This window comes from Wenjunlia tyrosinilytica (genome assembly GCF_014646055.1).
Classification (GTDB): Bacteria; Actinomycetota; Actinomycetes; order Streptomycetales; family Streptomycetaceae; genus Wenjunlia; species Wenjunlia tyrosinilytica.
Map to the genome: position 1 here is coordinate 25945 of NZ_BMMS01000033.1, position 17866 is coordinate 43810.

Below are 17866 nucleotides of genomic sequence, written 5' to 3' on the forward strand. Positions count from 1 at the left end.
GGTTTCACAGTGGTTCGCCTTGCCGTGGCCGCCCGTTCCCCCACCCCCGGGACGCGGCCACGCCAGGGCCCGTGTTCCTCACCGTGGAACCCGGACCGAGCAGTCCGATCGTGGAAATCGTGGAGGTGTCCCGTGCTGGGTCCCGTGCTCCTGGCCGCCGCGCGCAGCGACGGCATTCGCCGTGCCGTCTCGGCCGCACCGGTCACCCGTCCCGTGGTCGACCGCTTCGTGGCGGGGGAGACCCTCGACGATTCCCTGGCCGCCGTCCGGTCCCTGAACGCCCGCGGCCTCGAGGTCACCCTCGACCACCTGGGCGAGGACATCACCGACGCCTCCGAGGCGCTGCGCACCCGCGACGCCTACCTCGCCCTGGCCGAGGCCCTCGAAGCCGAGGACCTCGGGGTGCGCGCCGAGATGTCCGTGAAGCTGTCGGCCTTCGGCCAGGCCCTGCCCGGCGGCCACGACCTGGCGCTGGCCAATGTCACCTCGGTGGTCGAGGCGGCGGCGCAGGCCGGGACCACGGTCACCCTCGACATGGAGGACCACACCACCGTGGACTCCACGCTCGCCATCCTGGCGGAGCTGCGCGAGCGCTTCCCGCGGACGGGCGCGGTCGTGCAGTCGTACCTGTTCCGCACCGAGGACGACTGCCACGCCCTCGCCGGCGAGGGCTCGCGCGTCCGCCTGGTCAAGGGCGCCTACAAGGAGCCCGCCACGGTCGCGTTCCAGGACAAGCACGAGGTGGACAAGGCGTATGTCCGCTGTCTGAAGATCCTCATGGCGGGCAAGGGCTACCCCATGGTCGGCTCGCACGACCCGCGCATGGTGGCGATCGCGCAGGACCTGGCGCACCGGGGCGGCCGCAAGCCGGACGAGTACGAGTTCCAGATGCTCTTCGGCATCCGCGAGGCCGAGCAGGAGCGGCTGGTGTCGCAGGGGCACCGTATGCGGGTGTACATCCCCTATGGAACAGACTGGTACGGATACTTCATGCGCCGTCTCGCCGAGCGCCCCGCCAACCTCGCGTTCTTCCTGAGGTCCCTGGCCACCCGCGGCTGAGCCCTCGCGGCCCCCGCCGCCGCGCCACTACGTTCGATGAAGACCCGACGATCGAAGGAGACACGGCCATGGACGCTGTGACCCAGGTCCCCGCGCCGATCAACGAGCCGGTGCACACGTACGCACCCGGCACCCCCGAGCGGGCGCGGCTCGAGACCAAGCTGAAGGAGCTCGCGAGCAACCCTCTCGAGCTCACCATGACCATCGGCGGGACCAAGCGCCTCGGCGGCGGCGAGCGTGTCGACGTCGTCCAGCCGCACAACCACGGCGCCCGGCTCGGCACCTTCGGCAACGCGACGACGCGGGACGCCCAGGACGCGGTCGACGCCGCCCTGGCCGCGGCCCCGGCGTGGCGGGCGCTGTCCTTCGACGACCGCGCCGCGGTCTTCCTCAAGGCCGCCGACCTGCTCTCGGGCCCCTGGCGCGAGACCCTGGCCGCCGCGACCATGCTCGGCCAGTCCAAGACCGCCCAGCAGGCCGAGATCGACACCCCGTGCGAGCTCGTCGACTTCTGGCGGTTCAATGTCCACTTCGCCCGCCAGATCCTGGCCGAGCAGCCTGTGGTGAACTCCCCCGGCGTGTGGAACCGCAGCGACCACCGCCCCCTGGAGGGCTTCGTCTACGCGATCACGCCGTTCAACTTCACGGCCATCGCGGGCAACCTGCCGACCGCTCCCGCCCTCATGGGCAACACCGTGGTGTGGAAGCCCTCCCCGACGCAGACCTTCGCCGCCCACCTGCTGATGCGGCTGCTGGAGGAGGCCGGGCTGCCTCCGGGCGTGATCAACATGGTCACCGGTGACGGCATCGCCGTCTCCGAGGTGGCCCTGGCCCACCCGGACCTGGCGGGCATCCACTTCACCGGCTCGACCCGGACCTTCCAGCACCTGTGGAAGACGGTCGGCAACAACATCGAGAACTACAAGTCGTACCCGCGCCTGGTCGGCGAGACCGGCGGCAAGGACTTCATCGTCGCGCACCCGTCCGCCGACCCGGCCGTGCTCAAGACCGCGATGACCCGCGGGGCGTTCGAGTTCCAGGGCCAGAAGTGCTCGGCGGCCTCGCGCGCCTACGTCCCCGCCTCGCTCTGGTCGCGGATCAAGGACGGTTTCGCCGCCGAGGTCGAGGGCCTGACCATGGGCGACGTCGGCGACCTGGCCAACTTCATGGGCGCGGTCATCGACGAGCGGGCGTTCGCCAAGAACAAGGCCGCCATCGACCGGGCCAAGGCCGACCCGACGGTGGAGGTCGTCGCCGGCGGCACCTACGACGACTCGGTGGGCTGGTTCGTGCGGCCGACCGTCCTGGCCTCCACCGACCCGGACAACGAGATCTTCCGCGACGAGTACTTCGGCCCGATCCTCGGTGTCTTCGTCTACGACGACGACAAGTACGACGAGATGCTCGCCCAAATGGAGTCGGTCTCGGCCTACGCGCTCACCGGCGCCGTCATCGCCCAGGACCGCGCCGCCGCCGCGCACGCCGCCGAGGTGCTGCGCTTCGCCGCCGGGAACTTCTACGTCAACGACAAGCCGACCGGCGCGGTCGTCGGCCAGCAGCCCTTCGGCGGTGGCCGGGCCTCCGGCACCAACGACAAGGCCGGCGCCAAGCAGAACCTGATGCGCTGGACCTCCACGCGCTCCATCAAGGAGACGCTGGTCCCGCCGACCGACTACCGCTACCCCCACATGGGCTGACAGCGATGGACACCCGGAGCGCCCCCACCCGCTGGAACCCCTGGAACTCCAGGAAGCGGGCCGGGGGCGCTGCGTGCCTTCACCCGGAACCGGCCGCGGCAGCGCCCGCGGCGGCCGCCCTCGGCCGCCGCGAAGCCCGCTCCCGCTCCCGCGCGGATGGCCGCCCGGCCGCCCTCGGCCGCCGCGGCGTTCAGCCCAGCGGCGCCTTGGCCCTCAGCACGTCCAGGAACTCCCGCATCCACCCCGGGTGGTCCGGCCAGGCGCGCGCGGACACCAGCACTCCGTCCACCACCGCCTCCGCGTCCTCGTAGGAGCCCCCGCCCGCGAGGACGTCCGGCTCGAGCGCCGGGTACGCGGCGGTGCGCCGCCCCTTGAGCGCCCCCACCGACGAGGTGACGAGCGGACCGTGGCAGATGTGCGCCACCGGCTTCTCGGCCTGGAAGAAGTGCTTGACGATCCTTTGGAGGTCGGCGTCGTTGCGCAGGTACTCCGGCGCCCGTCCGCCGGGGATGACCAGGGCCACGTAGTCCCGCGGCTCGACCTCGGCGAAGGCCAGGTCCGCGGGCCAGGTGTAGCCCGGCTTCTCCGTGTAGGTGTCGAAACCGTCCACGAAGTCGTGGACGACGAACTGCAGCCTCTTGCGGGAGGGCGCCGCGATGTCGACGTGGTACCCCTCCTCACGAAGCCGCTGGTAGGGGTAGAGGACTTCCAGGGACTCCGCCGCGTCCCCGGTCACCATGAGGATCTTCGCCGCCATCGCACCGCACCGCCCATCCGGTCCGCAACACCAGCGGACCCGCCTCCGGCGGGCCCGGATCCGACGTTCCCAACGTGCCTGTCCGTCCCCGTTCCGGCAAGAGGACAGCCGCCGTGCCGCACTGTCCACGGCGTCCACATCTACTCATCGGTTTGTACATATAAGGCCGCTGACAGGCCCGCCCCGGGGGGCGATAGCCTGGACCTCGTGATCAGCCCCATACCCGCCGGGGGCGATGGTGCCTCTGCCCGGCCGCGTGGACCCCGCCGTGCCGTGACCGGGGCGGATCGCTCGACCGTTCCCACAGCGAGCGGACACTTCCCTCGGATTACAGCCCGAGAAACCGCAATCCGGCCTACCGTCGTCAAGGGGCCGGTTTTCCGGTTCCGCGCCAGACACGCGCGGCCGATCACCGCACTCATCTAACGTCACGCAACGGCGCGCGACAGGAGCCAGAGGACCATGCAGACCAAGCTGGACGAAGCCAAGGCCGAGCTGCTCAAGCGAGCCGCCCGGGTAGCTGAGAACAGCCCCGCGGGGGGACAACCGGAGCAGGGCCTCGCCCCTGGCGCTCTCGAGGCATTTCTGCAGCGGTACTACCTGCACACCGCCCCGGAGGACCTGCTCGACCGGGACCCGGTCGACGTCTACGGGGCGGCCCTGTCGCACTACCGCCTCGCCGGACAGCGCCCGCAGGGCACCGCGAACGTGCGCGTCCACACGCCCACGGTCGAGGAGAACGGCTGGACGTGCAGCCACACCGTGGTCGAGGTCGTCACCGACGACATGCCCTTCCTCGTCGACTCGGTCACCAATGAGCTCTCGCGCCAGGACCGGGCCATCCACATCGTCATCCACCCCCAGGTGGTCGTGCGCCGTGACGTGACCGGCAAGCTCCTGGAGATCATCGGCCCCTCCTGCCGCCCCGGCACCGGCGAGGAGGAGCAGCTGCCCCCGGACGCGGTCACCGAGTCCTGGATGCACGTCGAGATCGACCGCGAGACCGACCGCGAGGACCTCAAGGCGATCGCCGCCGACCTGCGCCGCGTCCTGTCCGACGTCCGCGAGGCCGTCGAGGACTGGGCGAAGATGCGCGACTCGGCGCTGCGTGTCGCCGACGAGCTGGCCACCTCCCCGCCGCCGCTGCCCGAGCAGGAGGTCGGCGAGGCCTGGGAGCTGCTGCGCTGGCTGGCCGACGACCACTTCACCTTCCTCGGCTACCGCGAGTACGAGCTGACCACCGAGGTCGGCGACGGCGGAGACCCCGAGGACATGCTCGTCGCGGTGCCGGGCACGGGCCTGGGGATACTGCGCTCGGACCCCCAGCAGGGCGACTCCGGCCACCCGCTGTCCCACTCGTTCGGCCGCCTGACCGCGCAGGCCCGCGCCAAGGCCCGTGACAAGCAGCTGCTCGTCCTCACCAAGGCCAACAGCCGCGCCACCGTGCACCGCCCGTCCTATCTGGACTACATCGGCGTCAAGACGTTCGACGCCGAGGGCAATGTGATCGGCGAGCGCCGCTTCCTCGGCCTGTTCTCCTCGGCCGCGTACACCGAGTCCGTGCGCCGGGTGCCGGTGGTGCGCCGCAAGGTCGAGGAGGTGCTGGCCAAGGCCGGCTTCTCCGCCAACAGCCACGACGGCCGGGACCTGCTCCAGATCCTCGAGACCTACCCGCGCGACGAGATCTTCCAGACCTCGGTCGACGAACTGCTGTCCATCGCCACCAGCGTGCTCTACCTCCAGGAGCGGCGCCGGCTGCGCCTGTTCCTGCGCAAGGAGGAGTACGGCCGCTACTACTCGGCGCTGATCTACGTGCCGAGGGACCGTTTCACCACCGAGGTGCGGCTGCGCCTGACCGGCATCCTCATGGAGGAGCTGAACGGCCGGGCCGTGGACTTCACCGCCCTGCACACCGAATCGGTGCTCTCCCGGCTGCACTTCGTGGTGCGGGTCGAGCCCGGCACGGAGCTCGGCAAGCTCCCCGACGCCGAGGTCGAGCGGATCGAGGCCCGGCTGGCCGAGGCCGCCCGCTCCTGGGCCGACGGCTTCGCCGAGGCGCTGCTGTCCGAGTGCGGCGAGGAGCGGGCCGCGGCCCTGGCCCGCCGCTACGCCCAGGCCTTCCCCGAGGGCTACAAGGCGGACTTCCCGCCGCGCACCGCGGTCGCCGACCTCCAGCACATCGAGGGCCTGTGGCCGGGCGGCGACTTCACCCTGAGCCTGTACGAGCCGGTGGGCGCCGCCCCGGGTGAGCGCCGGTTCAAGATCTACCGCACCGGTGAGCCGGTCATCCTCACCGAGGTCCTGCCGGTTCTGCAGCGCCTCGGCGTCGAGGTCGTCGACGAGCGGCCCTACGAGCTGCGCCGCGCCGACGGCTCCAAGGCGTGGGTCTACGACTTCGGCCTGCGCGTGGACGTCTCCTCCGGGGATCTGAGCGACGACGCCCGCGAGCGCTTCCAGGACGCCTTCGCCGCGGTGTGGACCGGGCGTGCGGAGAACGACGGCTTCAACTCCCTGGTGCTGCGCGCGGGTCTGACCTGGCGCCAGGCCACGGTGCTGCGCGCCTACGCCAAGTACCTGCGCCAGGCGGGCTCCACGTTCAGCCAGGACTACATGGAGACCACCCTCCAGACCAACGTCCACACCACGCGCCTGCTGGTGAACCTGTTCCAGGCGCGGCTGTCCCCGGGCCACCAGGCGGCCGGCAGCGAGCTGACCGACGGGCTGCTGGAGGAGCTGGACGGCGCGCTGGACAAGGTGGCGAGCCTGGACGAGGACCGCATCCTGCGCTCGTTCCTCACACTCATCAAGGCCACCTTGCGCACCAACTACTTCCAGCGCGACTCGCAGGGCCAGCCGCACTCGTACGTGTCGATGAAGTTCGACCCGCGGGCCATCCCGGATCTGCCCGCGCCCCGCCCGGCGTTCGAGATCTGGGTGTACTCGCCGCGGGTCGAGGGCGTCCACCTGCGCTTCGGCAAGGTCGCCCGAGGCGGCCTGCGCTGGTCCGACCGCCGCGAGGACTTCCGCACCGAGGTCCTGGGCCTGGTCAAGGCGCAGATGGTCAAGAACACGGTGATCGTGCCGGTGGGCGCCAAGGGCGGCTTCGTCGGCAAGCACCTGCCCGACCCGTCGGTGGACCGCGAGGCCTGGCTGGCCGAGGGCATCGCCTCGTACAAGACCTTCATCTCCGGTCTGCTGGACATCACCGACAACCTCGTCGGCGGCGAGGTCGTGCCCCCGCAGGACGTCGTGCGCCACGACGAGGACGACACCTACCTCGTGGTCGCCGCCGACAAGGGCACCGCCACGTTCTCCGACATCGCCAACGAGGTCGCCAACGCCTACGGCTTCTGGCTCGGCGACGCCTTCGCCTCCGGCGGCTCGGCAGGCTACGACCACAAGAAGATGGGCATCACCGCCCGCGGCGCCTGGGAGTCGGTCGAGCGGCACTTCCGCGAGCTCGGCCACGACACCCAGACGCAGGACTTCACGGTCGTCGGCGTCGGCGACATGTCCGGTGACGTGTTCGGCAACGGCATGCTCCTGTCGGAGCACATCCGGCTGGTGGCCGCCTTCGACCACCGGCACATCTTCCTCGACCCGGCCCCGGACGCGGCCACCTCCTACGCCGAGCGGCGCCGGATGTTCGAGCTGCCGCGCAGCTCCTGGGCGGACTACGGCACCGGCCTGATCTCGGCGGGCGGCGGGATCTTCCCGCGCAGCGCGAAGTCGATCCCGATCACCACGCAGGTGCGGGCGGCGCTGGGCATCGAGCCGCACATCACCAAGATGACCCCCGCCGAGCTGATGAAGGCCATCCTCCAGGCCCCCGTGGACCTGCTGTGGAACGGCGGCATCGGCACCTACGTCAAGGCCTCCACCGAGTCCAACGCCGACGTCGGCGACAAGGCCAACGACGCCATCCGCGTCGACGGCCAGGACCTGAGGGTCAAGGTCGTCGGCGAGGGCGGCAACCTGGGCCTGACCCAGCTCGGCCGCATCGAGTTCGCCCAGCAGGGCGGAAGGATCAACACCGACGCGATCGACAACAGCGCGGGTGTGGACGCCTCCGACCACGAGGTGAACATCAAGATCCTCCTCAACAGCGTGGTCACCGAGGGGGACATGACGGTCAAGCAGCGCAACAAGCTGCTCGCCGACATGACCGACGAGGTGGGCGCCCTGGTCCTGCGCAACAACTACGCGCAGAACGTCGCCCTGGCCAACTCCGTCGCCCAGGCCCCCAGCCTTCTGCAGGCCCACCAGCGGTTCATGCGCAAGCTGGGGCGCGACGGGCTGCTGGACCGGGCGCTGGAGTTCCTGCCCGCCGACCGCCAGATCCGCGAGCGGCTCAACGCCGGTCAGGGCCTGACCCAGCCGGAGCTGGCCGTCCTCCTGGCCTACACCAAGATCGTCACGGCCGAGGAGCTGCTGGCCACCGACCTGCCCGACGACCCGTACCTGCGCGAGCTCCTGCACGAGTACTTCCCCAAGCCGCTGCGCGAGCAGTTCGCCGGGCAGATCGACAGCCACGCGCTGCGCCGCGAGATCGTCACCACGGTCCTGGTCAACGACACGGTCAACGCCGGCGGCATCACCTTCATCCACCGCCTGCGCGAGGAGACCGGGGCGTCCACGGAGGAGATCGTGCGGGCGCACACCGCGGCCCGGGCGATCTTCAAGCACAACCAGATCTGGGACGAGGTCGAGGCGCTCGACAACAAGGTCCCGGCCGGGGTCCAGACCCGGATCCGCCTGCACTCGCGGCGCCTGGTCGAGCGGGCCACCCGCTGGCTGCTCAACAACCGCCCGCAGCCGCTGGACATCGCCAAGAGCATCGAGCTGTTCGCCGAGGGCGTCTCCCAGGTCTGGGCGCAGCTGCCCAAACTGCTGCGCGGCTCGGACCTGGAGTGGTACCAGGGCATCCACGACGAGCTGACCAAGGAGGGCGTGCCGGACGAACCGGCGACCAAGGTCGCGGGCTTCTCCTCGGCGTTCCCGACCCTGGACATCGTGGACGTCGCGGACCGCACGGCCAAGGCGCCGCTGGACGTCGCCGAGGTGTACTACGACCTCGGGGACCGGCTCCAGATCACCCAGCTGCTGGATCGGATCATCGAGCTGCCGAGGGCCGACCGCTGGCAGTCGATGGCGCGTGCGGCCATCCGCGAGGACCTGTTCGCCGCACAGTCGGCGCTGACCGCGGACGTGCTCGTCACGGCCGAGGGCACACCGGAGGAGCGCTTCCAGGCCTGGGAGGGCAAGAACGCGGCACTGGTCACCCGTGCCCGCACCACCCTGGAGGAGATCCGCGGGTCGGAGCAGTTCGACCTGGCCAACCTGTCCGTGGCCATGCGCACGATCCGCACCCTGCTGCGCAACAAGACGCTCCACTGAGCGTTCGAACGATGACCGAAGGGCGGCCTCCCCGCGGGAGGGCCGCCCTTCGGCGTTGGGGGCTTCGCTCGACTGCCTGGCGCCGGTGCGCCGTTCGGGTTGTCCTACTGGCGGATTTCCGTAAAACGTGCGTGAGTCGGCCATCCAGACAAAAAGGGCGTCACTAGCCTCCGTGCAATGACCGCACCCGCCGCCCTCTCGCGAGCCGCCGTCGAGTCACCGGTGCCGTCCGCCCGGTCCAGGCCGGCGCCGGCGCGCGACCCGTTCCTGGACAACGCCAAGTTCCTGCTCGTCGTGCTCGTCGTGATCGGCCACAACTGGGGGCCGCTGATCAACGAGATGCGTGTGGTCAAGGCGGCCTATCTGTTCCTCTACAGCTTCCACATGCCCGCGTTCGTCCTGCTCTCGGGCTACTTCTCACGAGGCTTCACCGGCCGCCCCGAGCAGATCCGCAAGCTGGCCGCCACCGTCCTGCTGCCGTATCTGATCTTCGAGACCGCCTACACCGCCCTGTTCACCCTGGCCTGGGGCCGCCCGTTCGCGATCACCCCGACCACCCCCACCTATCTGTGCTGGTTCCTCCTCGCCCTGTTCGTGTGGCGGATCACCGTCCCCGTGTGGACGGCGGTGCGCCGACCGGTCGCCGTGTCGGTCGTGGTCTCCCTCGCCTCCGGGACCACGTTCATCCACTACGACCTGGCGCTGCCGCGGGTGCTGCAGTTCCTGCCCTGGTTCGTCATCGGCCTTCGGATGGCCCCCGAGCACTTCCGGCGGCTGCGCCGTCCGGCCGTGCGCCGCTTCGGCGTGGGCGCCGCCGCCACGGCCGCCGCCGGAGCGTGGTGGATCGCGCCGAGGGCCAGCCCCAACTGGATGCCGATGCAGTACAGCCACACCGAGCTGCACGTCGGCCTGACGCAGTACCTGGTGGTGCGCGCGGCCATGCTCGTCGTCTCGGGCGCACTGGTCGTGGCTTTCTTCGCCTGGGTGCCGCGCCACCGGGCCGCGTTCACGGCGCTCGGCACGGTGACGATGTACCCGTACCTGCTGCACGGCCTCGTGGTGCAGGCGGCGCAGGCCTACGGCCTGTACTCGCTCGCCGCCTGGGGTGGGGTATTCGGCGCCGTGATGGTGACCGCGGGCTCCGCCGCCTTCGCCGTGGTCCTGACCTCGGAGCCGGTCAGAAGGGCCACCCGCTGGGCCGTCGAGCCGCGGTCGGTGCTGCGCGCGTTGACGGGACCGCTGCGCCGGCGCGGGCCCGGCGGATTCGTGCCGTCCCCGGCATCCGAAGGGCTCACCGAGGGCACGCGGTAGTAGCGGGCCACACAGGTGGCCGCCCAGTCCCGGTTCCTCGGCAGGGAGAAGGGCTCGCGCAGGCCGCCGATCGGCTGCGGGACATAGGTGGGTGCGCGGACCCCTCGGGCGGCGGCGGCCTCGAGGCGGGCGTCCTGCCGGTCCCAGCGTGCCGCCCGGGCGGCGGTGTCCGCGGCCATCCGGAACGTGGGGGGCGCCAGTCCCGCCACGCACCAGGCGGCCACGACGGCCGAGAACACGGCGGCCCGCACCGTGGTGACGCCGGTCGGCGGGCGCTGCCACCGGCGGGCCGCCATCCCGAGCAGCGCCCCGTAGCCGACCAGCACCACCACCAGCAGGAGCAGGTAGTCGTTCCAGGTGCGCGAGGACAGCGAGGTCCACTTGCCGAACGCGGGCCTCACGACCAGGGTCGCGGCAAGGGCGGCCAGCGCGAACACCCCGGCGGGCAGGGCGAGCAGAGGGCGAACGCGCACCCGGGGGGCGGCCTGGGTGACCACCCCGAGCAGAAGGCCGACGGCGACGGCCGCCAGGTACTGCCAGGTGGAGGCCAGCGTCACCATGATCCTCAGCCAGTCGCGCACGGCCGCCGCCTGCTCCCCCGGCGAGAAGGCGGAGGAGTGCACCCCCAGCCGTGCCCGGCGCGCACGCGCGCCCGGCGAGGTGGCGAGCACGGCCAGCCCCGTCGCCAGACCGGCCACGCCCAGGCCCGCGCAGACGGCCGCGTACCGGCGTGCGCCCTCCGCGAGCATCCGGCGGTGCGCCGGCAGGAACGCGCCGAGCGACACGAGGGCGACGACCGATGTCTCCTCGGACAGCGTGCCCAGGCACACCCCGGTCAGGAACGCCACGGCGGCGGCGCACCACCGGTACCGGGGCCGCCGCGCCCCGACCGCGAACGCCACCGCCGCAAGCGCCAGCACCGGGGGCACGGTGTGGGAGACGGAGCTCGCCGGCCACAGGAGGGTCTGGTACGGATTCGGCTGCGCCAGCAGGAAGAGCGCGGAGGCGGTCGCCGCCGCGGCGAGGCGGACGGCGGCCGGGGCGCTCAGGCCGAGCGCCCGCCACAGCGCGCTGACGAGGGCGAACAGCACCGCGACCGTCCCCACGGCGGTGACGACGGGGAAGAGCCGGTGCCCGAGCAGTCCGGCCCTGCTGTAGAGGCCGACCGCCACCGCGTTGGCGATCCGGCCGTTCTCGGCGAAGTAGAAGTCGTGGACCAGCCGCCCGATTCCGTGGTCGCGCACCTTCGGCAGAAAGCACCAGTCGTCGCCGCTGGGCCGCACATCGAGACCGGCCCACGAGGCCACGGTCAGCATTCCGAGCGCGAGGGCGGAAACCCCCAGCGCGACCAGTCGCGCGGGAGTGCGGGTGTCCTTCTCCTCGGGTGTCTCCAGCCGGGGTTCGGCCAAATCAATGGATTTCATGGTGAGCGCCTGTTGTTCGAGCCGATGAGATTTTTCGCAGTGTAGTGTCCGCGATGTGGTCGAAATCTCCATTGCGGTGCCGTGCTACAACGAAGTCGATGTGATCGGGCTATTTCACTCGACGCTGCTCGAGTCGCTGGCGAGGATCACGGAGAGCTTCGAAATCACTTACGTCGACGACGGCAGCTCGGACGGAACGCGCGAGGCCCTGCGTAAATTCGCCGCCGCCGACAACCGGGTGCGCTATGTGTCGTTCAGCCGGAACTTCGGCAAGGAGGCGGCGGTCCTGGCCGCGCTGCGCTCCTGCACGGGGGAGGCGACCGTGCTCATGGACGGCGACCTCCAGCACCCGCCGGAGCTGATCGGCCGGATGGTGGAGCTGTACCGGCGCGGCTACGACCAGGTGGTGGCCAGACGGGACCGCCAGGGCGAGGGGCTGGTGCGCAGGCTGCTGTCCCGGCTCTACTACCGGCTGGCCACCCGGTACGTGGATGTGGAGCTCATGGACGGGGTCGGGGACTTCCGGCTGCTCTCGCGCAAGGCGGTGGACGCCATCCTGGCCCTGCCGGAGAGCAACCGTTTCTCCAAGGGGATCTTCTCCTGGATCGGCTTCGACACGGTCTGCTTCGACTACCCCAACAGCGCCCGCGCCGCCGGGCGCTCCAAATGGGGCGGCAAGAACCTGCTCAACTACGGCGTCGACGGTCTGATCTCGTTCAACAGCAAGCCGCTGAGGCTTGCCGTCCACGTCGGTATCTCGCTGGCCGCCGCCGCGTCCGCCTACGCCGTCTGGATCATCTGCGGGGTACTCCTCCATGGTGTGGAAACCCCCGGATACGCCACGCTGATCACCGTTGTCGTCGGGCTCGGTGGAATCCAGCTGGTGACCCTCGGAGTGGTCGGCGAGTATGTCGGACGGATCTACCGGGAAAGCAAGCAGCGGCCCCACTATGTCGTAAGGGAAACCGATGCGGACTTCCGTGCGATTCCATTGCGCCAAAAGAGTGGCGAAGCCGCGGCCGTGGGACAGAAATGAGCCTTCGGCGGCAATTCCTGAGCTTCGCGCTCATCGGGGTGCTGAACACCGCCACCTACTATGCCGCCTATCTGGCGCTCATTCCCCGGCTGCCCTATCTGGTGGCGCATGCCCTGGCCTTCTCCGCCGGCCTGACCGGTTCCTTCCTGCTGAACTCCTGGGTGACCTGCCGGACCCGCCCCACCTGGCGGGCGTTCGCGCTCTACCCGATCACGGGCGCGGTGAACCTGCTCGGTGGGGCGGCGGCCCTCTACTGCTGTGTGTCCTGGCTCGCGGTGCCCGAGGAGGTGGCCCCGCTCATCAGCGGGGCGGCCGTCATGCCGGTGACCTTCCTGGTCACCAGGCGGGTCCTCCTGGGCCGGGGCCCGGGCGCCGGGGTGCGCTCCGCCATCGGGGCGAACGGCGGCAGTGCCTCGTCCGGCTCGCCGAGCACCACCGAGCGGATCACCCGCTCGGCGGCCCTGCCGTCCTCGAACACACAGAACCGCTCCCGGAACGCGGAACGCAGCCGTGCCGCCTCCGGCGAGTCCCAGAGCCCGCCTACGAACGCCTCGACGAGTTCGTCCTCGGTCCTGGCCACGACCCCCGGCGTGTCGCCGGGTGCCCCGGACAGCAGGTCGAAGTAGACGCCCCTCGATGCGGTGAACACCGGCCAGTCGTCGGCGTGCACGACGATCGGCCGGTCCAGGCAGGCGTAGTCGAACATGATCGACGAGTAGTCCGTCACCAGGGCGTCCGCCGCCAGGCACAGCTCCTCCACGCCGGGGTGCGCCGACACATCGAGCACAAGACCCTCGGCCGCCAGATGAGCCAGCAGCGGGTCCTCGGCGTAGGAGTGGTGCAGCCGCACCAGCAACTGGTATCCGGGCCCGAGGCGCCGGGCGAGGCGCTCCACGTCGAGCCGGGGGAGGTACCCCTTGCGGTAGTCGCGGCGGGTCGGGGCGTAGAGCACGGCCGTGCGGTCCTCGGCGATACCGAGCCCGGCGCGGACGCGGGCGACATCGGCGGCGGTCGCGGTGAAGAAGACGTCATTGCGCGGAGTCCCGTGCGCCAGCGTCCGGTACGCGGCCGGGTAGGCGCGCTCCCACACCTCGGCCGAGTGCGGGTTGCCGACGACGCTGTAGTCCCAGCGGTCGGCCAGGCGCAGCATCCGGCCGAAGTTGACCCCGGTGGCCGCCGCCGGGCGGGGCAGCCGGTCCAGGCCCATGGTCTTCAGCGGGGTGCCGTGGTGGGTCTGCACATGGACGCTGCCCTCGCGCTTCTCGATGTCGTGAGGGAAGTCGGTGTTGCCGATGAAGTATGCGGCGCGGGCCATGACCTCCCAGTAGCGGCGGGTGCCCGGCTCGACATGGTCGGTGCCCGGCGGCAGCGACTCCACCGCAGAGGGCTTGACCACCCACACGCAGCGAAGGCCGGGGGCGAGCTCGCGTGCGGCGCGTTCGAGGGCGGCCGGCGAGCAGTACACCCCCTGGTTCCAGTAGGCGGTGAAGACGGCCAGGTTCTCGTCCAGGGGGAGCCTGAGCAGGCGGCGGTAGGCGTACCGGTCGGCGGCCCGCCGCAGCCGCCGCAGGTGAGGACCGAGTCCGCGTGCGGCCGCCGACCGCAGGCGCTCGCGTGCCGCGGCGTTGCGGTGCGCGGTGTAGGCCGGGCCCGCTCCCCGGGCGAGCAGCGCGAAGCGCTCTCCTGACGGCCCCTCGGGCAGCCGGAAGCCCTCGGGGAGCCGGCGCCGGTAGAAGCGGGAGGCCGCGCGGTAGAACTCCCTGCGGTCGGCGGGATGCACCCGCTGGGGGTTGTCCACCGTGCTCAGGAAGTGCCCGATGGCAAGCGTGAAGACCGCGGGCGCCAGGTCGTCGAGGTCGGGTCGGCCGTCGAGGAAGTCGAACAGGGCGTCGTACTGCGGGAAGATGTCGAAGTGCTTGCGCCCCGGCGTGGAGGTGATCGCTCCCTGGCGGCGCTGCCGGTACTCCACGCAGACCCGGTCCAGGCAGGCGATGGACCGCGCGAGCAGCATCGCCCGGTAGGTGACCGGCGCGTCCTCGTAGAGCCCCGGGGCGAAGGCCAGTCCGTGCCCGGTGAAGAACTCCCGCCGGTACGCCTTGTTCCACGCCACCAGGAACAGGCGCAGATACTCGGGGCGCTCATGGACGGTGAACGTGTCCTTCCCCGCCGAGCGCAGCAGGTCCACCGTGTCGCTGCGGCCACCGGATCCGCGCCAGGAGGTCCGGACGTGGTTGAAGACCAGGATGTCGGGGTCGCCGGTGGCCGCCAGCCGCTCGGCGACGGCCCGCAGGGCGCCGGGGGAGTAGGAGTCGTCGCTGTCGAGGAAGAGCAGGTAGTCGCCGGTGGCGCGGGCGGCGCCCGCGTTGCGGGCCCGGCCCAGCCCGACGTTGCGCGGCAGGTGCACGGCGGTGATCCGGGGGTCCCGGGCGGCGTACTCGTCGAGGATCCGCCCGCACCCGTCGGGTGAGGCGTCGTCCACGCCGATGACCTCGAAGTCGGTGAAGGACTGCGTCAGGATCGAGTCCAGGCAGGAGGACAGGTAGCCGCGGACGTTGTGGACGGGGACGACGATGCTCAGTCGGGGCATGGCTCCTCGGCTTTCCGGTGTCGGTGGCGCGGACCGCCGCCGCCGGTGCGGGGACCTCCGGTGCGGCGCGCTTGCGGCGGACCTCCGGTGCGGCGGACCTCCGGTGGGGCGGACTTCTGGTGGGGCGGACCTCCGGTGGGGCGGATTTCCGGTGGGGCGGACTTCCGGTGCGGCGCGCTTGCTGCGGAACTCCGGTGCGGCGGATTTCCGGTGCGGCGACGGTGGACCGACGGGTTCAGGACGGCGCCGCGGTGACGGCGGCGTGCCCCGGCTGGGGGATCGCGGCCGTTCCCCGGACCAGCAGCCTGGCCCGCTCGGGGGAGACGGCCGGGGTGCGCTCGTGCGGCGGGGCGACCGGCGGGACCTCGGCCTCGCCCAGCAGGACCGCGCGCACCACCCGCTCGGCGGCGCGCCCGTCGTCGAACTCGCAGAACCGCTCCCGGAACGCGGCCCGGGCCGCCGCCGACCGCTCGTCCGACCACGCCCCCGACCGGAACACCTCGACCAGTTCCTCCTGCGTCCCGGCCACCGGCCCCGGCGGGCAGGCCATCAGGTCGAAATAGACGCCCCTGGTCTCCCGGTAGACCTGCCAGTCGTTGGCGTACACCACCATCGGGCGGTCGAGATTGGCGTAGTCGAACACGATGGAGGAGTAGTCGCAGATCAGCGCGTCCGCGGCCAGGCAGACCTCCTCGGGCGAGCGGTGGCCCGTGACGTCGACGAGCTTTCCGCTCTCGACCAGCGCCCGCACCCGCGGTGACTCGTCGTAGAAGTGGTGCGCCCGCAGGAGCACCGTGAACCGGGGGCCGAGCGCCGCGCAGAAGCGCTCGAGGTCGAGCTGGGGCTCGAAGTCGCGGGAGTAGTCGCGGTGCGTCGGCGCGTAGAGCAGCGCCACCGTCCCCGGCGGCAGACCCAGCCTCTCCCGGATCCGCAGCACCTCCTCGGGAGTTGCCGTGTAGAAGGCGTCATTGCGCGGATAGCCGTACTCCAGCGTCCGGTACCCGCAGGGGTAGGCGCGGTCCCACACCCGCGTGGAATGCCGGTTGGACGACAGGCAGTAGTCCCAGCGGTCGGCGCGCTCCAGCAGCTTGGTGAAGTTCTCGCCGCGTGCCGCCGCGGGGAAGACGTGCTGGTCCACGCCCATGAGCTTGAGCGGTGTGCCGTGCTGGGTCTGGACATGCACGGTGCCCTCGCGCTTGCGCACGGCCATCTCGAAGTTGACGTTGTTGAACGTGTACTTGGCGCGAGCCATGACCTCCCAGTAGCGGCGGCTGCCGATCACCACCGCCTCGACCCCGGGCGGGACGTGCTCACGGGCGTCCTCGGTCACCAGGAACACCCCGCGGATGTGCGGGGCGAGCTCGAGGGCCTTGGCGTGCACGGCCGCCGGGTTGCAGCCGTAGCCGCGGCCCCAGTACGAGCTGTAGACCGCCAGGTTCTCGTCCACCGGCCGCCGCAGCTGCGCCCGGTAGTACAGGGCCGTGCGGGCACGGGAGGCGGCCGCGCGCAGGGGCCCCAGGCGCTCGCGCGCCGCCACCCGCAGCCTGTTGGCCGCCCTGAGCGCCTCGAACGTCCGGTGGGCGCCCCGCAGCACGAGCACGTACTTGAGCCCGGCCATGCCCCGCGGTCCCCGGTATCCCACCGGCCGGTACCGCCGGTAGCGCAGCCCGGCCTTGCGGAAGAACTCGGCGCGGGCGGTGCGCGGGATCCGGTCCGGCCTGGCCAGGACCTCCAGGCAGTGCTCGGCCATCTTCCGGTAGAGCGTGCGGTGCAGGTCGTGCCGCCACTCGGCGGTCGCGGGGCTGTGCGCGGTGAACGCGAAGACCCGGTCGTACTGGTCGAGGACGTCGAAGTGCGCCCTGCCGGGCGTGGTGAGGATGCTGCCCGTTCGGCGCTGCCGGTACAGCACGCAGACCCGGTCCAGGCAGGCGATCCGCCGCGCGGACAGCAGGGCGGGGAAGGTCCAGGCGGTGTCCTCGTAGGCGCCGGCCGGAAAGGCCAAGGCCTCGCGTTCGACGAAGTCACGCCGGTACGCCTTGTTCCAGGCGACCATGATCAGGTCGAGGAGCTCCGGGCGCTCGCGGACGGTGAAGACCCCGTCCGCGGCCAGGATCCGCGACAGGACATTGCGCTGCACCTGCCCCCACCAGTAGGTGCGGGCGTAGTCGAGGACGAGGATCTGCGGGTCGCCGGTCCCGGCCAGCCGGGCGGCGATCGCGTCCAGGGTCCCGGGGGTCCAGCGGTCGTCGCTGTCGAGGAAGAGCAGGTAGTCGCCGCGCGCGCGGGCCATCCCCTCGTTGCGGGCGGGCCCGAGACCCACGTTGCGGGGCAGGTGCACGGGCACGACCCGCTGGTCCCTGGCCGCGTACTCGTCGATGACCGCCCCGCCGCCGTCGGGGCAGCGGTCGTCCACCGCGATGAGCTCGAAGTCGGTGAAGGACTGGCCGAGCACCGAGTCCAGGCACTCGCGCAGATACCCGCGCACGCGGTGCACGGGGACGATGACGCTGAAACGAGGCATGACGCTCCCGGGGTTCGAGGGGCTGCGTGCCGGTGCGGGGTGGGGGGCGGTCGCCGGGGGCGGCGGCGCGCTTCGGG

Annotated in this window: 8 protein-coding genes and 2 pseudogenes; 6 read left to right on the forward strand and 4 right to left on the reverse strand. The window is 71.4% G+C overall.

The genetic code is table 11. The features are described 5' to 3' along the window. Positions 1-132: 132 nt before the first annotated feature. Entirely contained in the window at positions 133-1059 is a 927-nt protein-coding gene (locus tag IEY86_RS29135) for a proline dehydrogenase family protein (RefSeq protein ID WP_189134882.1), read from the forward strand. A gap of 68 nt (positions 1060-1127) precedes the next feature. Then, entirely contained in the window at positions 1128-2756 is a 1629-nt protein-coding gene (pruA, locus tag IEY86_RS29140) for an L-glutamate gamma-semialdehyde dehydrogenase (RefSeq protein ID WP_189134883.1), read from the forward strand. A gap of 190 nt (positions 2757-2946) precedes the next feature. Here the strand turns inward: pruA and IEY86_RS29145 are convergent, their stop codons facing one another. After that, positions 2947-3513 carry a DJ-1/PfpI family protein gene (locus IEY86_RS29145; RefSeq protein ID WP_189134884.1) on the reverse strand — a complete coding sequence of 189 codons (567 nt, stop codon included), beginning with the start codon at positions 3511-3513 and terminating at the stop codon, positions 2947-2949. Positions 3514-3975: 462 nt separating this feature from the next. On the opposite strand from IEY86_RS29145, the gene IEY86_RS29150 reads away from it, so the two are divergent. Together IEY86_RS29150 and IEY86_RS29155 are read left to right on the forward strand one after the other, a co-directional pair. Then, positions 3976-8910 (forward strand): NAD-glutamate dehydrogenase, encoded by a 4935-nt coding sequence (locus IEY86_RS29150; RefSeq protein ID WP_189134885.1) that lies wholly within the window; start codon positions 3976-3978, stop codon positions 8908-8910. 177 nt (positions 8911-9087) lie between these two features. Next, positions 9088-10221: an acyltransferase family protein gene (locus IEY86_RS29155; protein ID WP_189134886.1), complete on the forward strand. Its 1134-nt coding sequence runs from the start codon at positions 9088-9090 to the stop codon at positions 10219-10221. A gap of 41 nt (positions 10222-10262) precedes the next feature. On the opposite strand, the pseudogene IEY86_RS36910 reads toward IEY86_RS29155, so the two are convergent. Then, positions 10263-11717: pseudogene (locus IEY86_RS36910) on the reverse strand (DUF6056 family protein); the annotation flags it as partial. On the opposite strand from IEY86_RS36910, the gene IEY86_RS29160 reads away from it, so the two are divergent. After that, a complete protein-coding gene (locus tag IEY86_RS29160) occupies positions 11701-12681 on the forward strand; it encodes a glycosyltransferase family 2 protein (RefSeq protein WP_189134887.1) in 981 nt (326 codons plus the stop codon). The pseudogene IEY86_RS36910 and the gene IEY86_RS29160 sit on opposite strands and share 17 nt — an antisense overlap. Next, positions 12678-12971, forward strand: a pseudogene (locus IEY86_RS29165) (GtrA family protein); the annotation flags it as partial. The gene IEY86_RS29160 and the pseudogene IEY86_RS29165, both read left to right, overlap by 4 nt. Here the strand turns inward: IEY86_RS29165 and IEY86_RS29170 are convergent. Together IEY86_RS29170 and IEY86_RS29175 are read right to left on the reverse strand one after the other, a co-directional pair. After that, positions 12932-15268, reverse strand: a complete 2337-nt coding sequence (locus tag IEY86_RS29170; RefSeq protein WP_189134888.1) for a bifunctional glycosyltransferase/CDP-glycerol:glycerophosphate glycerophosphotransferase — start codon at positions 15266-15268, stop codon at positions 12932-12934. The pseudogene IEY86_RS29165 and the gene IEY86_RS29170 overlap by 40 nt on opposite strands. Positions 15269-15503: 235 nt before the next feature. Next, a complete protein-coding gene (locus tag IEY86_RS29175) occupies positions 15504-17789 on the reverse strand; it encodes a bifunctional glycosyltransferase/CDP-glycerol:glycerophosphate glycerophosphotransferase (RefSeq protein ID WP_189134889.1) in 2286 nt (761 codons plus the stop codon). Positions 17790-17866 lie beyond the last annotated feature (77 nt).